Source organism: Thauera linaloolentis 47Lol = DSM 12138 (assembly GCF_000310205.1).
Classification (GTDB): Bacteria; Pseudomonadota; Gammaproteobacteria; order Burkholderiales; family Rhodocyclaceae; genus Thauera; species Thauera linaloolentis.
This window is the reverse complement of record NZ_AMXE01000040.1, coordinates 19963-35003: the sequence shown is the minus strand read 5'-3', so window position 1 is coordinate 35003 and position 15041 is coordinate 19963. Positions and strand designations below refer to the sequence as shown.

Genomic DNA, 15041 nt, shown 5'->3' with positions numbered 1-15041 from the left:
AGAACTTCGTCGTCTTCTTCATGGCTCCATCTTCTCAAGAGTTGGAGCCTCCGCAAAACCCGGGGCAATTCAAAGTCATTGATGAACTTGGCTCTTATATCGTGCCCCGGTTTACCGCGCACTCGCCATGAGGTCGCAAGAGATCAACTCGTTATGGGGCGTCTGACGCTCGTTCCGTGGTGCACTAAACGGTTGCGGAGACTAGCGGGCAGCGAATGCGGCGAACCGGTGGAGGGCATTGCTGATGCCCGACATCGCTCTGGACTTTGCGGTAGTGGCTCTCACTACATCCGTGTACTGCTATTAGTAATTGAGATATTATAATATCGAGAAAAATAGTTTTGAGGTTGCCATGAGCATTGATATCCATGAAGCACTGAAGGCTTTGGACAACCCCGCCCGATTGGCGATCTTGGCCAAGCTCAAAGATCCACGCAAACACTATCCTGAGCAAGAGGTCGATCCTGAAAAGGTCGGGGTATGCGTAAGCATCATCCAGGAGAGTGCGGGGCTGTCCCAGTCGACCATTTCACAGTACTTGACGGTCTTGCAGCGGGCCAAGCTGGTCACGTCCCAGCGCATCGGACCTTGGACTTATTACAAGCGTCACGAAGGGAATATTGAAGAGTTGCTGAAGAGCCTGCAAAAATTGATCTGAGTCATTGCCCGCGCCGCTCCTGCGCACGGCTGCGGGCTAATTACCTTTGCTTGGAAGTCACTCGTCTGATGGCTCCGGTGCTCCTTGCTGTTGATCGGAGCCTGATTGGAAGCTATCGGGGACGATGTCCAAGGGGTAATATCGGCCAACAGCGAAAATTGACCCGCGCCAGATAGCAGTCATCGGAACGGCTGCTGCACTCCAGAACCTGCCGTAGGAGCAATTCACACAACTCGGCCGGAGCGGAGCGTCAAGTTGTAGCACCGCTTGACGGCAACCGACCCTTTGCGGAAATTGCCAGATTTGGAAAGCGGTCATTCAGGAATGTGTCGACTCAGGTTAGGCGTTACGCCGTGTCGATCACCCACTTGGCCACCCAACGGTCAAGAACAACTGGTGATACACCCATGATCATTTTTAGCCAGTGCTTCCTCTCATCGCTCGGCAGAACCCTTGCAGAATGCAGTACTGCACGCCTTGCCCATCCCCCGAGGTTGTAGATGCCGGCCTTGTGATTCCTGACCCATGCAACATTTTTGGTCGTAATTGCTGCGAGGGCTTGATTCTCGATGTTCGATCCAGCGAACACGAATTGGCGAATTTTCGGCGATGCCATATATACCTCATGCTGCGCCACGTACCATTCAATCCAGAATTTAGCCAATTGACTATCGAACTCTTCCGAATCGACAAGGGTCTCAAATAGCGGCAGCAGTTCCTGAGCCAAGTCGGTGTCGGTCACTTCTTGAAGATACAGCGCAACGTCGTTTACTGCAGGGACAAAGAACTCAAAGTTATCTAAGAGATAGTGGGCGATTGACGATATCTTGTTACGTCGGGCCGTTCGAATGACGCTCCGGGCTACTCCCAAATCAAGGTGCTCATAGTTGATCACCTTTTCGATCGCTGCCTCCAACTGGGCCTTCTGGATTTCTTCTTCGTCATCGACGATTACCTCAACCTCTTCGAATTCATTAGTGTAGGGGTTGAAAATCTCAAGTGTCTCAAGGAGCTCAACCTTTTCGTCAGCATACGTACTGTGTATGTGCTGCTGAACGTATTCCTTAGCATCCATCACCATCGTTTTTTCGGACGAAAGGGTTAGTCGGTGATTTTCATACAGGTAGAGAGTCAGTCGCTCAAGAACTTGATACAGGGTTCGAGGAGAGTTTGAGAAGATTCGAATGTCGTCAACGTATCGAGTATGAGCAATGCCTTGATCTCGTAGAAACACGTCTACGTCGATCAGGACGGCTTCGGCCATGACGATGCTTGCAGCCGGCCCAACAGGTACGCCCTGAGACGACTTGCTGTTGATTGTTGAGAGAAAGGCTTCAATGTCATCTGCGACTGGTTTCAAACTCGGCTCGGCAGTTTCTATGGCATTGTTTAGGCGATGAATATAGATCTGGTTGTAGAAATCAGTGATGTCCGTCACGAGGACATGCGAGAACTGTTCTGCAAGGGTTTCTGTCTTTGACGTGAAGTTTGCCCAGTCCGATCCCTCCGAGAAGTAGCTTCCATCTGCAATCTGAAATCTGTACGAGCACGCGATGTGCTGGTCCACAGGCACTCTTGCGGCTTCGACAGCAGTAGCCACATGGCAGGCGAGGGCCGCATAAATGATCGCCTCCATCGGCTCGAGTTGATGAACTACGCGAAAGCCAGCTTTCGGCTTTGCGATAGTCATTACACGCGGTGGCGTAATCCAGAACTTCGTGACGTTCTTAGAGAGAAGCTCTTTCTTGACCTCTTCCCACTGATGCCAGAGCGCTTCGAACTCAACGGGCTTCGGAAAGAAGTCTGAGTCGTAGAATTTGTGAATGTGCTCGCGCGCAAATTCCAACGATTGATCGGTAAGTATAGTCATTGGCAGGTGCGTTCGTAACGCCTACTAGTAGAAGACAAAACTGCTGCCTAACTTGACAATCTGTCTGATAAGCCGGCGAACAGGACAAATCACGTTCCTTGGCAGAAGGTTGTTCTCAGACGAAAGGTAGTTATGTGACATGTGAGCCCACAATTGAAACTGGACAGCTCGCCATTGTGCAGACACGGTTCATGAAGTTGCTATTCGCATTAATATATGCTCTAGGGAAACGCGACGAACGGCCGCTTTTGGCCGATAGCGGATGTTACCAGCATCCTGTCTGACCAGACAGCTCTTGCCGAGCACCTGCCCGTGGCCTGTCGCCACGGACGGCCGCTGTACTTTGTGCGGTACGTCCCCGGTTTCCTGTCTTTCCGGAGACGACAGTTTGAACGTCGGAAACGGGCCGGTAGCTCCAGTTCGAAAGATGGAGAAGCTGCCGTTTGTCGTCGTCTGATGGCCAAATGGCAGGTGACCGCCACATTTCGGCCTGTCTTCACCCATCAAGCAACGGCAACCGGCCACGCCAAGGTCAGATCTCGATCTGCTTCGAGATATCCAAAGAACAAGCATGGCATGTGATATCGGCGTTTTCTTTACACTCCCGATACCGTCTTCAAGGTCACGCCCCAAATGCCGCTGCATATCGAAACCCCACTTCTCGAATCCGATCCCCTGAGCAAAACCGCAGGTCGCCGTATCTGGCTCAAACTCGATGCCTTGCAGCCCCCGGGCTCGTTCAAGATCCGCGGCATCGGCGCGGCGTGCGAGGCGTATGCGCGCCAGGGCAGGCGGCGCTTCATTTCTTCGTCGGGCGGCAATGCCGGCATCGCCGTGGCTTATGCGGGCCGCAAGCTCTCCATCCCCGTCGTCGTCGTGGTGCCGGAAACCACCACCGAGCGTGCCCGTGCGCTGATCCGTGAGCAAGGCGCGGAGCTCATCGTCCATGGCGCCGCGTGGCACGAAGCCAATGCCCTGGCGCAATCGATGCTGGGCGAGGACGATGCCTTCCTGCATCCGTTCGATGATGCGTTGCTCTGGCAAGGCCATGCCAGCCTGATCGACGAAGTGGCTGGCGCGGGCATGAAACCCGACGCCGTCGTGTTGTCGGTGGGCGGTGGGGGGTTGTTCTGCGGCGTGGTCGAAGGCTTGCGGCGTAATGCTTGGGACGACGTGCCGATCATCACCGCAGAGACGATGGGTGCCGACGCATTGGCTCGCTCGATCGCGGCGAATGAGCGCATTGCGCTGGACGCTATCACCAGCATCGCTACCTCGCTGGGTGCCAGGCAGGTGTGTGCGCAGGCTTTCGCCTTGGCCGGGCAGCATCCCGTGCATCCGGTCGTCGTCAGCGACGAGGCGGCGTTGCGCGCCTGCACGCGCTTTCTGGATGACCACCGGGTCTTGGTCGAGCCGGCTTGCGGTGCCAGCCTGGCCGTTGTCTATGATCGGAGTGAGGTGCTGGATGGTTTTCGCAATGTGCTGGTCGTGATCTGCGGTGGCGTGACCGCCGACATGGCACAGTTCGACCGGTGGCGGCGGCGCGGCGCCGGGGCATGACAAAAAAAAGCTGGCACGAGGCCAGCTGTAAAGAGGAGAGGGAAACCTTGGGGAAGGCCTAGCGGCGGCCTTCGATGTAGTCGTTGATGACTTCGTGCAGGCGGCGCACGCGCTCTTCCTGGCCGGTCAGGTAGGCGTCCTTGTAGCCGCGCGAGTGCAGGCCTTTCTGCTGCGCGATGGCGACGCTCAGGTCCTGGTCGGCGACGAAGCCGATCGAGGCTTCGCCATGCAGGAAGCTCTCATGCTCGGCTTGCTCGAAACGCCGTTTGCCCAGCGGCGTGTCGACTTCGTCGCGGCCTTCGACCGGCGGCATGAACACCCAGTGGTCGAAATAGCACCGTTCCGGGTCGCTCGGGTGGGGCAGGGGGCGCAGCACCTGGAAGAAGTCCGCGGCCATCGTCAGCGTCGTGTTGGGGAAGACCGTCAGGTGGTGGTAGTCGGTGAGCTGTTCGTCGCTCAGGTGGTCGTAGTGCGTGTGGCCGCGCGCGGGGCCGAGCTTGCGCTTTTGCTGCTGCAGCGCGGCGCGGGTTTCGCGCACGCGGCCGCCGAAGGCCTCGGGGTCGATCTCCCACTCGCGCAGGATGCCGGCGAGTTCGTCCGGCACGACGCTGTGGCGGGCGTTGGCCGAGGGCACGCCGCCCTGCATCTTCATCAGGTTGTGGCCGCTCTTGTAGAGCTGGAAGTCGGTGTCCTGGTAGGCGTCGTTGATGAAGGGGCCGATCTCGCGGTGCAGGCTGAGGATGTGGTAGGCCTCGTTGAAGTTGTCGTGGATGATCTTCCAGTTGCAGTCGACCAGGCCGGTGAGCCAATTGACGCGCACCCAGCTGCCGGTCTGGTACTGCTCGAAGATGTCGGCGGCCACGCCGAGGTATTCGCGCAGCGACGGCGCCTTGTCGTCCATGTTGAACCACACTAGCGCGCCCAGCGTCTCGCAGCGGATCTCGACCAGCTTCATGTTGCCGATGGGGTTGCCCTGCGGGTAGTCCTCGGCGTCGCGCACGTGGCGCACCACGCCGTCGAGCGAGAAGGTCCAGCTGTGGTAGGCGCACACCATGCGCTTGACGCCGCATTTCTGGTCTTCGGCGACGAGGCGGTTGCCGCGGTGGGGACAGACGTTGTAGAAGGCGCGGATCACGCCGTCATCGGCGCGGGTGATCAGGATCGACTCCTCGCCGATGGCCTGGGTGATGACCGAGCCCGGCTTTTCGAGCTGGGCCACGGTGCCGCCGATCTGCCAGGTGCGGGTAAAGACGTGGTCCCATTCCTTGCGCGCGAATTCCTTTGAATAGTAGCGGTCGCCGCTGATCGGGTCGCCGCGCAGGATGCTGCCGTTCTGCAGGCGCTCGGCGTCGACCAGGGCCTGGATGCTGTTGTCTCGCATGTTCATGTCTCACTCCTTCGATGTCCGGCCATGCTGGCCTGTGCGATGAACGCGTCTTGCGTCGTTTGTCGTTGTTCCCGCGCCGGCGGCGCGTTCGCTCTCCGTTGGCGATTCAGTTGTTGTGCGCGCCTTCGGCGATCCAGGCGCGAAAGCGCTCGCGCGTGGCCTCGTCCAACTGGGGCTGGCCGAAGGGCATGCGGTCGCCGCTGCCGCCGGCATCCAGATGGGTGCCGTCGAGCTTGTGCATCAGGTAGCTGCGTGCCGGGTCGCCGGGCTCGATGCGCCGCAGCGGGCTTTCGACCGACTGCACGGCCACCAGCGATGCATGGGCCGCCCCCGGGTGCAGCTTCATGTTGCCGGCCTCCTGGCCGGTCAGGTGACAGGTGGCGCACTGCGTGCGCAGCACCGGCACCAGGTCGCGCTTGAAGCTGACCCCCGGTGATGCGGCGGCCGCGCCCCCGCAGAGCAGGAGCGCGCAGGCGAGGGCGCGGGCGATCACGCGCCGGCTCCGCCGCCGGCCTGCATGAGGTGCCTGCCGGCGATGTAGCCGAAGGTCAGCGCCAGGCCGATGGTGCCGCCGGCGCCGACATAGGCGTTGTGGGCGGGGCAGGCGATGCAGTTGCCGGCGCCATACAAACCGGGGATCGGCTGCCCGTCGGCATCCAGCACCTGGGCGTTGGCGTTGATCATCGGGCCGCCGTTGGTGTCGAGCAGGCCGGGCGCGAGGATGAAGGCGTACAGCGGCCCCGGGGTGTCGAGCGGGTGCATGGTGACGTTGGGCATCGGGTTCTCGGGCTGCGTCGTGCCCTCGCGGCGGGGCGAGAACAGCGCCTGCCAGTCGCGGTCGTATTCGTGCAGGCCGCGGTCGAACTCCGGGTCCTTGCCCGCCTTGGCGTAGCCGTTGAAGCGCCCGATGGTGTCGGCCAGGTTGGCGGCGAAGTCCGGCGCCAGCGTGAAGCCGCCGGTGCGCGCGGCGTGCTTCGCCAACCGCTCGGACAGCCTGGCGGCGAGGTCGGCCGGATCGCGGCCCTCGACCAGGTGGCGCGAGGCGCGGCGGTCGGCGGGGATCGGGAAGGCGCCGCCAAAGGCGTCCAGGCTGCGGCCGTCGAAGATCATGAACTGCAGGTGGTTGGGGTATTCCTTCTTCACCGGGTCGAACACGAAGTGCAACTGGGTGCGGTCGTTGTAGTTGATCTTCTCGTTGCCCAGGCGGCGGCCGTACTTGTTGACGACGATCATCGAGTCGCCCGGCAGCACGAAGGCACCCAGGCCGATGGCGCGGTTCTCCAGCGCTTCTTCCAGCACGACCTGGGTGCGCCAGCCGGTGCCGAGCGCGCCCATGCGCGCGCCGGCGCTCTGGGCGATGGGAATGAAGTCGCCGGTGGAGCCGGGCATGGCGCAGGCGCCGTAGGCGGCCGGCTGGTGCAGGTGGATGAGGTCGGTGTTGTGGGCGTAGCCGCCAGTGCCGAACACCACGCCGCGGCGGGCCCTGATGCGCACCAGCTTGCCGTCGTGCTCGGCCTCGATGCCGATCACGCGCCCGCCGTCCTTGATCACGCGGGTGACGCGGTGTTCCAGCAGGATGGGCATGTTGCGCTCGGTCAGCCACTTTTCCATCTGGCTCGCCAGGCTGGCGCCGCCGCCCGACGAACTGGCGCCTTCGGCCGGTTCCAGCGCGCGGCCGCGCGACACCTTGTTTTCCGGCAGATGGTCGGCGTAGTCGGGCGCGTACTTGTCCACGAACCACATCTTGAAGGCGCGGAAGCGCACCGCGCCCAGTTTGTCGAAGTGTTCGACGGCGGCCGAGCCGTTGTCGTAGAAGGCTTCCAGCAGCCGGTAGCTGTGCTCGGGCAGGCCCAGGGTGGGGCTGTCGGGCGTGTATTCGCGCGGGTAGGCGTAGCGCGCGAGGTAGCGCAGGCAATCGGCCTTGTCGTCCTGGATGCCCCGCTCGCGCAGCAGCGGGTTGTTGGGAATCCAGGTGACGCCGCCGGACTTGCCGGTGGTGCCGCCGGGCAGGGGCATCTTTTCGACCAGGATGACCGATGCGCCGGCGCTCGCGGCGGTGACCGCGGCCGAGCACGCGGCGGCACCGCTGCCGACACAGACGACGTCGGCTTCGTGGTCCCAGTGCTGGCTCTGCGCCGCCTTCGGCGCGGCGTGGGCGATCGGCGCCAGGCCGGCGCTCACGAGGCCGCCCGCGGCCAGGCCGCCGCGGATCAGCGCCTGCCGGCGGCTCGGCATCTGTGGGGTGTGACTCTTGCTCATCGTGTCTCTCCTTTGGTTTTTCGGGTGCTGCGATGTCTCGTATGGACTGCTTGCATGTGCTGCCCGCCGCCGTGTAAGTGCTTGTTCGTTCGGGGCGAGTTCCAAATACAGTAACCACTGTTTGTTTTATTTGCAACGCTTGTTATAAATTAATCGAGTTCCTCCCGGGGTGCAATCCCCGGCGACGGCGCGGGTGGACATCCGCACCCCCCTTTTCCGGTAGGTCCGGATGCCCCCATCCCGTTCGCTGCGCGGGTGGGGCGGCGAGGCCTGCCCGGCCGGGTTGGCAGGGCCCATGTTTCAGAGTAGTTTCATAAAAAACGAACAAGACGGTTTTTAATAAGAAGAGACGCTACCTGGCCGGCCGCAGCGTTCGGCGGCGGGCCCTGCCGGAGTTTTTCAACCAGGAGGAGGATGGACCGTGAGAAGAAAAAATACGGGCCGCGGGGCAAGCTGTGCCGCGGCAGTCGGCGCGGCGCTGGCCGCGGCGTTTGCCAGCGGGCAGGCGATGGCGTTCAGGGTCGATGCGGGCAATCCCGACGTCGAGCTGCGCTGGGACAACACCGTCAAGTACAACGCCGGCTGGCGGATGGAAGGGCGGGACCGCACGCTGGCCGATACGCCGTCCCTGCACGGCAGCGAATACAAGTTCGGCAAGGGCGACATGGTCACCAACCGCGTCGACCTGCTGACCGAACTGGACCTGATCTACCGCAACAAGTACGGCTTCCGCCTGTCGGGGGCGGCCTGGTACGACGCCGCCTATGACGACAAGGTCAAGGGCAATCCGCTCTACGGCGGTGCCAGCGCCTATCCGGGCGGCAGGTACACGCGGGACGTGAAGCGGGCCTACATGCACTCGGGCGAACTGCTCGACGCCTTCGTGTTCGGCCGTTTCGACATCGGCAACGTGCCGATCAACGTCAAGGCCGGCCGCCATGCGCTGTACTGGGGCGAATCGCTGTTCTCGCCGATCCACGGCGTGTCCTATTCGCAAAGCCCGGCGGACTTCCGCAAGGCGCAGGCGACGCCGGGGGTCGAGGCCAAGGAGCTGTTCCTGCCGCTCAACCAGATCTCCGCCCAGGCGCAGATCACCGATACCGTGTCGGTGGCCGCGCAGTACTTCCTCGAATGGGATTCCTACCGTTTCCCGCATGGCGGCACCTATCTCGGCTCCTTCGACGCGCTGTTCGCCAGGGGCACCACGCTCGGCGGGCTGCAGTACGACGGCAACCGCCACCACGGCCGCTACAAGACGCCGGGCGATGCCGGCAACTGGGGCGTAAACGTGCGCATGGCGCCCGAATGGCTGGGCGGCACGCTGGGTCTGTACTACCGCAACTTCGACGACAAGCTGCCGACGGTGCTGCTCGACCCGGTCAACTTCCATCTGCACAACGCCTATGCCGAGGATGTGAAGCTGTTCGGCGCCAGCCTGTCGAAGGAAGTGGGCGGCATCTCGTATGGCGCCGAACTGGTCTATCGCAAGGGTACGGCGCTGAACACCGGCTTCCAGCCCGAACTGGCGATCGGCGACACCTGGCATGCGCTGGCCAACATGGTGGCCTACATCGGCAAGACCGCGCTGTTCGACTCCGCCACCTTCATGGGCGAGCTGTCCTACAGCAGGCTCGACAAGGTCAGGCGCGGCACGCGCGCCTACTTCAACCATGTCGACTACGCGGGCTGCGCGACCGGCGACGAGGACGACGGCTGCTCCACCGACGACGCCTGGGGCATCTCGATGAGCTTCACCCCGCTGTGGTACCAGTTGCTGCCGAGTACCGACGTGTCGATGCCGATCAGCTTCAACACCGGGCTGTCGGGCAATTCCCCGGTGCCGGGCGGGGGCAACGAAGGCAACGGCAGCTGGAGCATCGGCCTGAGCTTCGATTACCAGGCCAGGTACAAATTCGATGTCGCCTACACCGACTACTTCGGCGACTACTCCTCGACCCACACCGGCGGCGTGCCGGGCAAGGTACTGAACACGACCAATGGCAGCAATGCCTTGCTCAATGACCGTGGCTGGCTGTCATTCACGTTCAAGACCACTTTCTGATCAGAAAAAAGCAGGAGACACCCCAATGAAGCGCCATGTCCACACGCTGCTCGCAGCCGCGTTCGCTGCCGCCTTTTCCGCTCCGCTGCTGGCGGCCGCCACGCCCGAGGAACTGAAGTCGATCGGCACCACCCATCTGCCCTGGGGGGCCGAGAAGGCGGGCAACAAGGAAGGCACCATTCCGGCCTATGCCGGCCCGGTCGCGCCGCCCGCAAGCTACGACCCGAAGACGCCCGGCATCCGCCCCGATCCGTTCGCCGACGAAAAACCCTTGTTCTCGATCGACGCCAGCAACATGGAGCAGTACGCCGACAAGCTGGCCGACGGAACCAAGGAGATGCTGAAGAAATATCCGCACTACCGGCTCGACGTCTATCCCAGCCATCGCACCGCGTCCTATCCCCAGTTGTTTCTCGACAACGCGGTGAAGAACGCCAGCGAATGCAAGCTCTCCGAAAACGAGCTCCTGCTGGTCGGGTGTTACGCCGGCACGCCTTTCCCGTTTCCCAAGAGCGGCAGCGAGGTGATGTGGAACCGCATCTTCAAGTTCGACCAGCACGCCTTCAAGACCGACGGCATGGGCGGCTCGATCGTCGACAGCCAAGGCAACCGCACCGTCACCGGCGTGGGTGCCATGTTCATCCAGTATCCGATCTTCGACCCGAAGCGCAGCACGCCGATCGGGCCGGACGAGGCCTACGAGCGCATGCGCATCGAATACACCGATCCGGCGCGCAAGGCGGGCGAGAAACTGATCATCCACGACTCGGTGGACATGGTGAAGATCGGACGCAAGGCCTGGCAGTACCTGCCGGGACAGCGCCGCGTGAAGCTGTCGCCGGACATCGCCTACGACACGCCCAGCCCGACCGGCGGCGGCGCGTCGGTGGTGGACGAGTCGGCGGTGTTCTACGGTGCGCTCGATCGCTACAACTACAAGCTGCTCGGCAAGAAGGAGCTCTACATCCCGTACAACACCTACAAGGTGCGCGACCCCAACGCCTGCCCCGATACCGTGGCCGAGAGCACGAAGAACGTGCTCAACCCGGACTGCGTGCGCTGGGAACTGCACCGGGTCTGGGTGGTGGAGGCCACCGTCAAGGAAGGCAAGCGCCATGTGTACCCGCGCCGCGTGATGTACTGGGACGAAGACCTGCCCGGCGTCGGCATCGGCGACGCCTACGATTCGGGCGGCAGGCTCTACCGCGTGACCCACACGCTGCCGATCACCTTCTACGAGAACACCGGCCACATGACCGACGAGTGGGTGACCTATGACCTCGCGACCGGCGCCTATACCCGGCAGCAGAACTCGACCATGAAGGGCGGCTGGGTGGTGACCGATCCCAAGCCCGATTCCTTCTTCAACGCCGAAACCATGGCGGGCGGCGGCATCCGCTGACGGGGCGCGGCGGCGGGGGATCGACCCTCCGCCGCCGGCCCTTGTGATATTTTTAAAACAGAATTGTTTGTTTCTATATAGAATGGCCACATGTCTGCACCGTGGCCCCGACATGCAGGGGGCAGTGACAGGCGGAAAGGAGGCAAGGAATGAGCCGTGTCATAGGAAAGGTGGCGATCGTCACCGGGGGCGGGTCGGGCCTGGGCCGGGCCGATGCCCGGGCGCTGGCCCGCGAGGGCGCCCGGGTGATGGTGACCGACGTCGATGAGGACGCCGCCCGCGCGGTGGCGCAGGAGATCGGCGGCGAGTACCTGCGCCATGACGTGCGCAGCGAGCAGGACTGGCAGGCGGTGATCGAACGCACGGTGGCACGCTACGGCAAGCTCGACGTGCTGGTGAACAACGCCGGCATCGTGGTGCCGGCCGACATCGAGAGCGCCACGCTGGAGCAGTACCGGCTGATCAACGCGATCCATGCCGAAGGCACTTTCCTGGGCTGCAAGTACGGCATCGGGGCGATGAAGCGCAAGCCGGGTGGCGGCGGTTCGATCATCAACATCTCGTCGCTGTCGGCGGTGCGCGGCTTTCCCGGCGTCGTCACCTATGCCGCCGCCAAGGGCGCGATCCTTTCCATCACCACCACGGTCGCCGCGCATTGCCGCGAAAAGGGCGATGGCATCCGCTGCAACGCCATCCTGCCCGGCATGATCGCCACTCCGTTGCTGGAGGCGGTGGTCGGCGCGGAGTGCCCCGGCGTCGGTCAGCCCGACGACGTCGCCAACACGGTGCTGTTCCTGGCATCGGATGAGTCACGCCACATGAGTGGCGCCCACATCGTTCTCGACAACGCATCTTCCATCATCGGCGGGGGAGCCTGAAAACATGAGCAAGAAACTCGAAGGCAAGGTTGCAATCGTCATCGGCGCGGCAGGCCGCGACAACATGGGGCAGGTCATCGCCCAGCGCTTCGCGCGGGAAGGCGCGCGCGTGGTGGTGGCCGGCCGGAGCATCGGCGAACTGGAGCGCTTCGCCGGCACCATCGGCGGCGCGGCGAAGGCCTGCGACATCACCAGGAAGGATGAGGTGCTGGCGCTGTTCGACTTCGCCGGCAACTGGGGCGGCCAGGTCGACATCGCGGTCAACGCCACCGGCTGGGGGCTGCTGAAGGGCTTCACCGACACCACCGAGGACGAGCTCGACCGCATCACCGAGCTGCAGTTCAAGGGGCCGTTCTACTTCTTCCAGGCGGCGGTGGACACGCTGGCGCGCGGCGGCTCGATCATCCAGATCAGCTCGGCGACCGCCACCATCATGCTCAACGACCACGCCGCCTACATGGGCACCAAGGCCGGCACCGACCATGTGGTCCGCTGTGTGGCGCACGAGTACGGCGAGCGCGGCATCCGCGCCAACTCGATCTCGCCGGGCCTCACCGACACGCCGATGACGGCTGGCGCGAAGGATGTGCCGGGCCTGTTCGACAGCTTCCTGTCCGGCTACCCGCTCGGCCGCATCGGCACCAAGGAGGACATCGCCGCCGCCGCCGTCTTCCTCGCCAGCGACGAATGCTTCATGACCGGCCAGAATCTGCAGGTCAATGGCGGCCTGACGCTGCGCCGCAACCCCACGCGCGAGGAAATCCAGGCCGCGGTGGCGTCGGCCGGCGCGGGCCAGGCTTGAGGAACGCGGACATGAGCGACACCGGAACGCTGGTTTCCCGCCTCGGCACCATCATGCAGCTTGCCTTCGTGCCGGCCGACGTGCCCGGCGCCTTGCGCTACTGGACCGAGACGATGGGCGTCGGCCCTTTCTTCAAGCTGTCCAACATCGTCGTCGACGCCGCCCGCTACAAGGGCGGGCCGGCCGACATCGACTTCTCGGTCTACATCGCCTACTGGGGCGAGCTGCAGATCGAGATCATCGAACAGCACAACGATGCGCCGTCGATCTACAGCACGTGGCGCGGCGAGGGCCGCGAAGGGCTGCACCACGTCTGCATCGTCGTCGAGGACATGGCCAGGGCGCGTGCGGTCTGCGCCGAGGCCGGTGCCGCGGTGATGCAGGAAATCTGGCTGCCCGGCGGCGGCGAGGCGATCTACGTCGATGCCGGCGGCGGCTCCGGCGGCCTGATCGAGATGATCTGCTTCCCACCGGATAACTACGCCTTCTTCGACGTGATGCGCGAGGCGGCGCGCGGCTGGGACGGCAGCGAACCGATCCGCGCGGTCGGATGAGGGAGACGCGATGACGAACGAAAACAAGGCCGGCCGCATCGACTGCGTGCTGGTGGCCTCCGGCAAGTACCACGACATCGACTTCGCCCGCCTGGAACTGCTCAAGCTGCTGGGTGAGGACGAGCGCATCCGGGTGCGGGTGTTCGAGGACTATTCGAACCTCGACGCCATCCGCAACGCCCATTTCCTCGTCACCTACACCTGCGACGTGGTGCCCGGCCTGGAGGAACAGGAGGCCCTGCGCGCATGGGTGGCGGAGGGCGGGCGCTGGTATGCCCTGCACGGCACGGCGTCGATCCTGCGCTTCCTCGACAACGGCCTGGTCGACTCGCCGGCGTCGGCGCCGCACTTCATGGAGACGCTGGGCACGCAGTTCATCGCCCACCCGCCGATCGGCGCCTACCGCGTCGAAGTGGCCGATCCCGGCCATCCCCTGGTGGCCGGCATCGAACCCTTCGACGTCACCGACGAACTCTATCTGTCGGACGTCCACGCGCAGTTGCAGGTCCTGCTCGATACCGAGTTCGAAGGCGAAGGCACGGGCTTCGTGCGCGGTACCTGGCGCCGCGCGCGACATCCGGTGCTGTACCTGCGGCCCATCGGCAAGGGCGCGGTGCTGTACCTGACGCTCGGTCATTGCCGGGGCCACTACGACATGCAGCCGCTGATGGACTACTGGCCCGAGAAGCAGACCTGCGCCTGGGACCTGCCGGTGTTCTACGAGCTGCTGCGGCGCGGCATCGCCTGGGGCAAGGCCGCGCGCCAATGAACGAAACCGCGCTGGAGCAGCGCAATGGAGCGCGGGCCTGAACCCGCGCACACCACCAACAAGGAGCAAACAATGGATCTCGGACTCAAGGGCAAGAAGGTCATCATCAATGGCGGCAGCCGCGGCATCGGCAAGGCGGCGTTGGAAATCTATGCCGCCGAAGGCTGCGACATCGCCTTCTTCTCGCGCGACAAGGCCCGCGTGGAAGCCACCGTCGCCGAGCTGAAGAAGCATGGCGGCCAGGTCTTCGGCGATGCCTTCGACATGAACGACGCCGAAGCCTACAAGGCCTGGCTGCTGTCGGCGGCCGAACGCCTGGGCGGCTGCGACGTCTTCATCCACAACGCCAGCTCGTCCGGCGCCCAGGGCACGATGGACTGGGAGATGAGCTTCCGCCTCGACATGATGGGCGCGGTCACCGGCTGCGAGACGCTGGAACCCTTCCTGGAGCAGTCGGGCAGCGGCGCGGTGATCCTGATGTCGAGCACCGCCGCGGTGGAAACCTTCATCTACCCGCAGGCCTTCAACGCCATCAAGGCCGCCATCATCACCTACGGCAAGCAGCTGTCGCAGCTGTGGGCCGCCAAGCAGATCCGCGTGAACATGGTCTGCCCCGGCCCGATCGCCTACCCGGGCGGCAACTGGTCGATGATCAAGGAAGCCATGCCCGAGCTGTACGAGAAGACCCTCTCCGAGATGCCGCTGGGCCGCTTCGGCGCGCCCGACGACGTCGCGCGCAGCATGGTCTTCCTGTCCAGCCCGGCCGCGTCCTACATCACCGGCGCCAACCTGGTGATCGACGGCGGCTACACCCGGCGCGTCCAGTTCTGACCGCCGCGG

Annotated in this window: 13 protein-coding genes; 9 read left to right on the top strand and 4 right to left on the bottom strand. The window is 63.5% G+C overall.

Annotated elements, in window-relative coordinates:
- Positions 1 to 352: 352 nt before the first annotated feature.
- On the top strand, positions 353 to 658 hold the full coding sequence (locus C666_RS11450) for an ArsR/SmtB family transcription factor (protein ID WP_004338732.1): 306 nt from the start codon (positions 353 to 355) through the stop codon (positions 656 to 658).
- Positions 659 to 1004: 346 nt separating this feature from the next.
- Here the strand turns inward: C666_RS11450 and C666_RS11445 are convergent, their stop codons facing one another.
- Positions 1005 to 2528 carry an RNA-directed DNA polymerase gene (locus tag C666_RS11445; RefSeq protein WP_004338730.1) on the bottom strand — a complete coding sequence of 508 codons (1524 nt, stop codon included), beginning with the start codon at positions 2526 to 2528 and terminating at the stop codon, positions 1005 to 1007.
- A 633-nt stretch (positions 2529 to 3161) separates the two neighbouring features.
- On the opposite strand from C666_RS11445, the gene C666_RS11440 reads away from it, so the two are divergent.
- Positions 3162 to 4088 (top strand): pyridoxal-phosphate dependent enzyme, encoded by a 927-nt coding sequence (locus C666_RS11440; protein WP_004338728.1) that lies wholly within the window; start codon positions 3162 to 3164, stop codon positions 4086 to 4088.
- A 58-nt stretch (positions 4089 to 4146) separates the two neighbouring features.
- Here the strand turns inward: C666_RS11440 and C666_RS11435 are convergent, their stop codons facing one another.
- The 3 genes from C666_RS11435 to C666_RS11425 all read right to left on the bottom strand — a co-directional run bounded on the left by C666_RS11435 (position 4147) and on the right by C666_RS11425 (position 7734).
- Entirely contained in the window at positions 4147 to 5475 is a 1329-nt protein-coding gene (locus C666_RS11435) for an aromatic ring-hydroxylating oxygenase subunit alpha (protein WP_004338726.1), read from the bottom strand.
- A 106-nt stretch (positions 5476 to 5581) separates the two neighbouring features.
- Positions 5582 to 5968, bottom strand: a complete 387-nt coding sequence (locus C666_RS11430; protein WP_004338724.1) for a hypothetical protein — start codon at positions 5966 to 5968, stop codon at positions 5582 to 5584.
- On the bottom strand, positions 5965 to 7734 hold the full coding sequence (locus tag C666_RS11425) for an FAD-dependent oxidoreductase (RefSeq protein WP_004338722.1): 1770 nt from the start codon (positions 7732 to 7734) through the stop codon (positions 5965 to 5967). Before C666_RS11425 ends, C666_RS11430 begins: the two co-directional genes overlap by 4 nt.
- A 421-nt stretch (positions 7735 to 8155) precedes the next feature.
- Here C666_RS11425 and C666_RS11420 point away from each other — a divergent pair, with 421 nt between their 5' ends.
- The 7 genes from C666_RS11420 to C666_RS11390 all read left to right on the top strand — a co-directional run bounded on the left by C666_RS11420 (position 8156) and on the right by C666_RS11390 (position 15032).
- On the top strand, positions 8156 to 9796 hold the full coding sequence (locus C666_RS11420; protein WP_004338720.1) for a DUF1302 domain-containing protein: 1641 nt from the start codon (positions 8156 to 8158) through the stop codon (positions 9794 to 9796).
- Positions 9797 to 9821: 25 nt separating this feature from the next.
- Positions 9822 to 11198 carry a DUF1329 domain-containing protein gene (locus C666_RS11415; protein ID WP_004338718.1) on the top strand — a complete coding sequence of 459 codons (1377 nt, stop codon included), beginning with the start codon at positions 9822 to 9824 and terminating at the stop codon, positions 11196 to 11198.
- A 149-nt stretch (positions 11199 to 11347) separates the two neighbouring features.
- Entirely contained in the window at positions 11348 to 12076 is a 729-nt protein-coding gene (locus C666_RS11410; RefSeq protein ID WP_004338715.1) for an SDR family oxidoreductase, read from the top strand.
- Between the two features lie 4 nt (positions 12077 to 12080).
- Positions 12081 to 12878, top strand: coding sequence for an SDR family oxidoreductase (locus C666_RS11405; RefSeq protein WP_004338713.1), 798 nt, complete (start codon positions 12081 to 12083; stop codon positions 12876 to 12878).
- 11 nt (positions 12879 to 12889) lie between these two features.
- Entirely contained in the window at positions 12890 to 13432 is a 543-nt protein-coding gene (locus tag C666_RS11400; RefSeq protein ID WP_004338712.1) for a VOC family protein, read from the top strand.
- Between the two features lie 10 nt (positions 13433 to 13442).
- Complete coding sequence (locus C666_RS11395) at positions 13443 to 14201, top strand: ThuA domain-containing protein (RefSeq protein WP_004338710.1); 759 nt, start codon at positions 13443 to 13445, stop codon at positions 14199 to 14201.
- A 72-nt stretch (positions 14202 to 14273) separates the two neighbouring features.
- Complete coding sequence (locus C666_RS11390; RefSeq protein ID WP_004338708.1) at positions 14274 to 15032, top strand: SDR family NAD(P)-dependent oxidoreductase; 759 nt, start codon at positions 14274 to 14276, stop codon at positions 15030 to 15032.
- Positions 15033 to 15041 lie beyond the last annotated feature (9 nt).

Bases quoted from the DNA above. Each gene is read 5' to 3' on its own strand.
- C666_RS11450 (WP_004338732.1), top strand. From the start codon at position 353: ATGAGCATTGATATCCATGAAGCACTGAAGGCTTTGGACAACCCCGCC.
- C666_RS11440 (WP_004338728.1), top strand. From the start codon at position 3,162: ATGCCGCTGCATATCGAAACCCCACTTCTCGAATCCGATCCCCTGAGC.
- C666_RS11400 (WP_004338712.1), top strand. From the start codon at position 12,890: ATGAGCGACACCGGAACGCTGGTTTCCCGCCTCGGCACCATCATGCAG.
- C666_RS11395 (WP_004338710.1), top strand. From the start codon at position 13,443: ATGACGAACGAAAACAAGGCCGGCCGCATCGACTGCGTGCTGGTGGCC.
- C666_RS11410 (WP_004338715.1), top strand. From the start codon at position 11,348: ATGAGCCGTGTCATAGGAAAGGTGGCGATCGTCACCGGGGGCGGGTCG.
- C666_RS11425 (WP_004338722.1), bottom strand. From the start codon at position 7,734: ATGAGCAAGAGTCACACCCCACAGATGCCGAGCCGCCGGCAGGCGCTG.
- C666_RS11435 (WP_004338726.1), bottom strand. From the start codon at position 5,475: ATGAACATGCGAGACAACAGCATCCAGGCCCTGGTCGACGCCGAGCGC.
- C666_RS11415 (WP_004338718.1), top strand. From the start codon at position 9,822: ATGAAGCGCCATGTCCACACGCTGCTCGCAGCCGCGTTCGCTGCCGCC.
- C666_RS11390 (WP_004338708.1), top strand. From the start codon at position 14,274: ATGGATCTCGGACTCAAGGGCAAGAAGGTCATCATCAATGGCGGCAGC.
- C666_RS11445 (WP_004338730.1), bottom strand. From the start codon at position 2,528: ATGACTATACTTACCGATCAATCGTTGGAATTTGCGCGCGAGCACATT.
- C666_RS11405 (WP_004338713.1), top strand. From the start codon at position 12,081: ATGAGCAAGAAACTCGAAGGCAAGGTTGCAATCGTCATCGGCGCGGCA.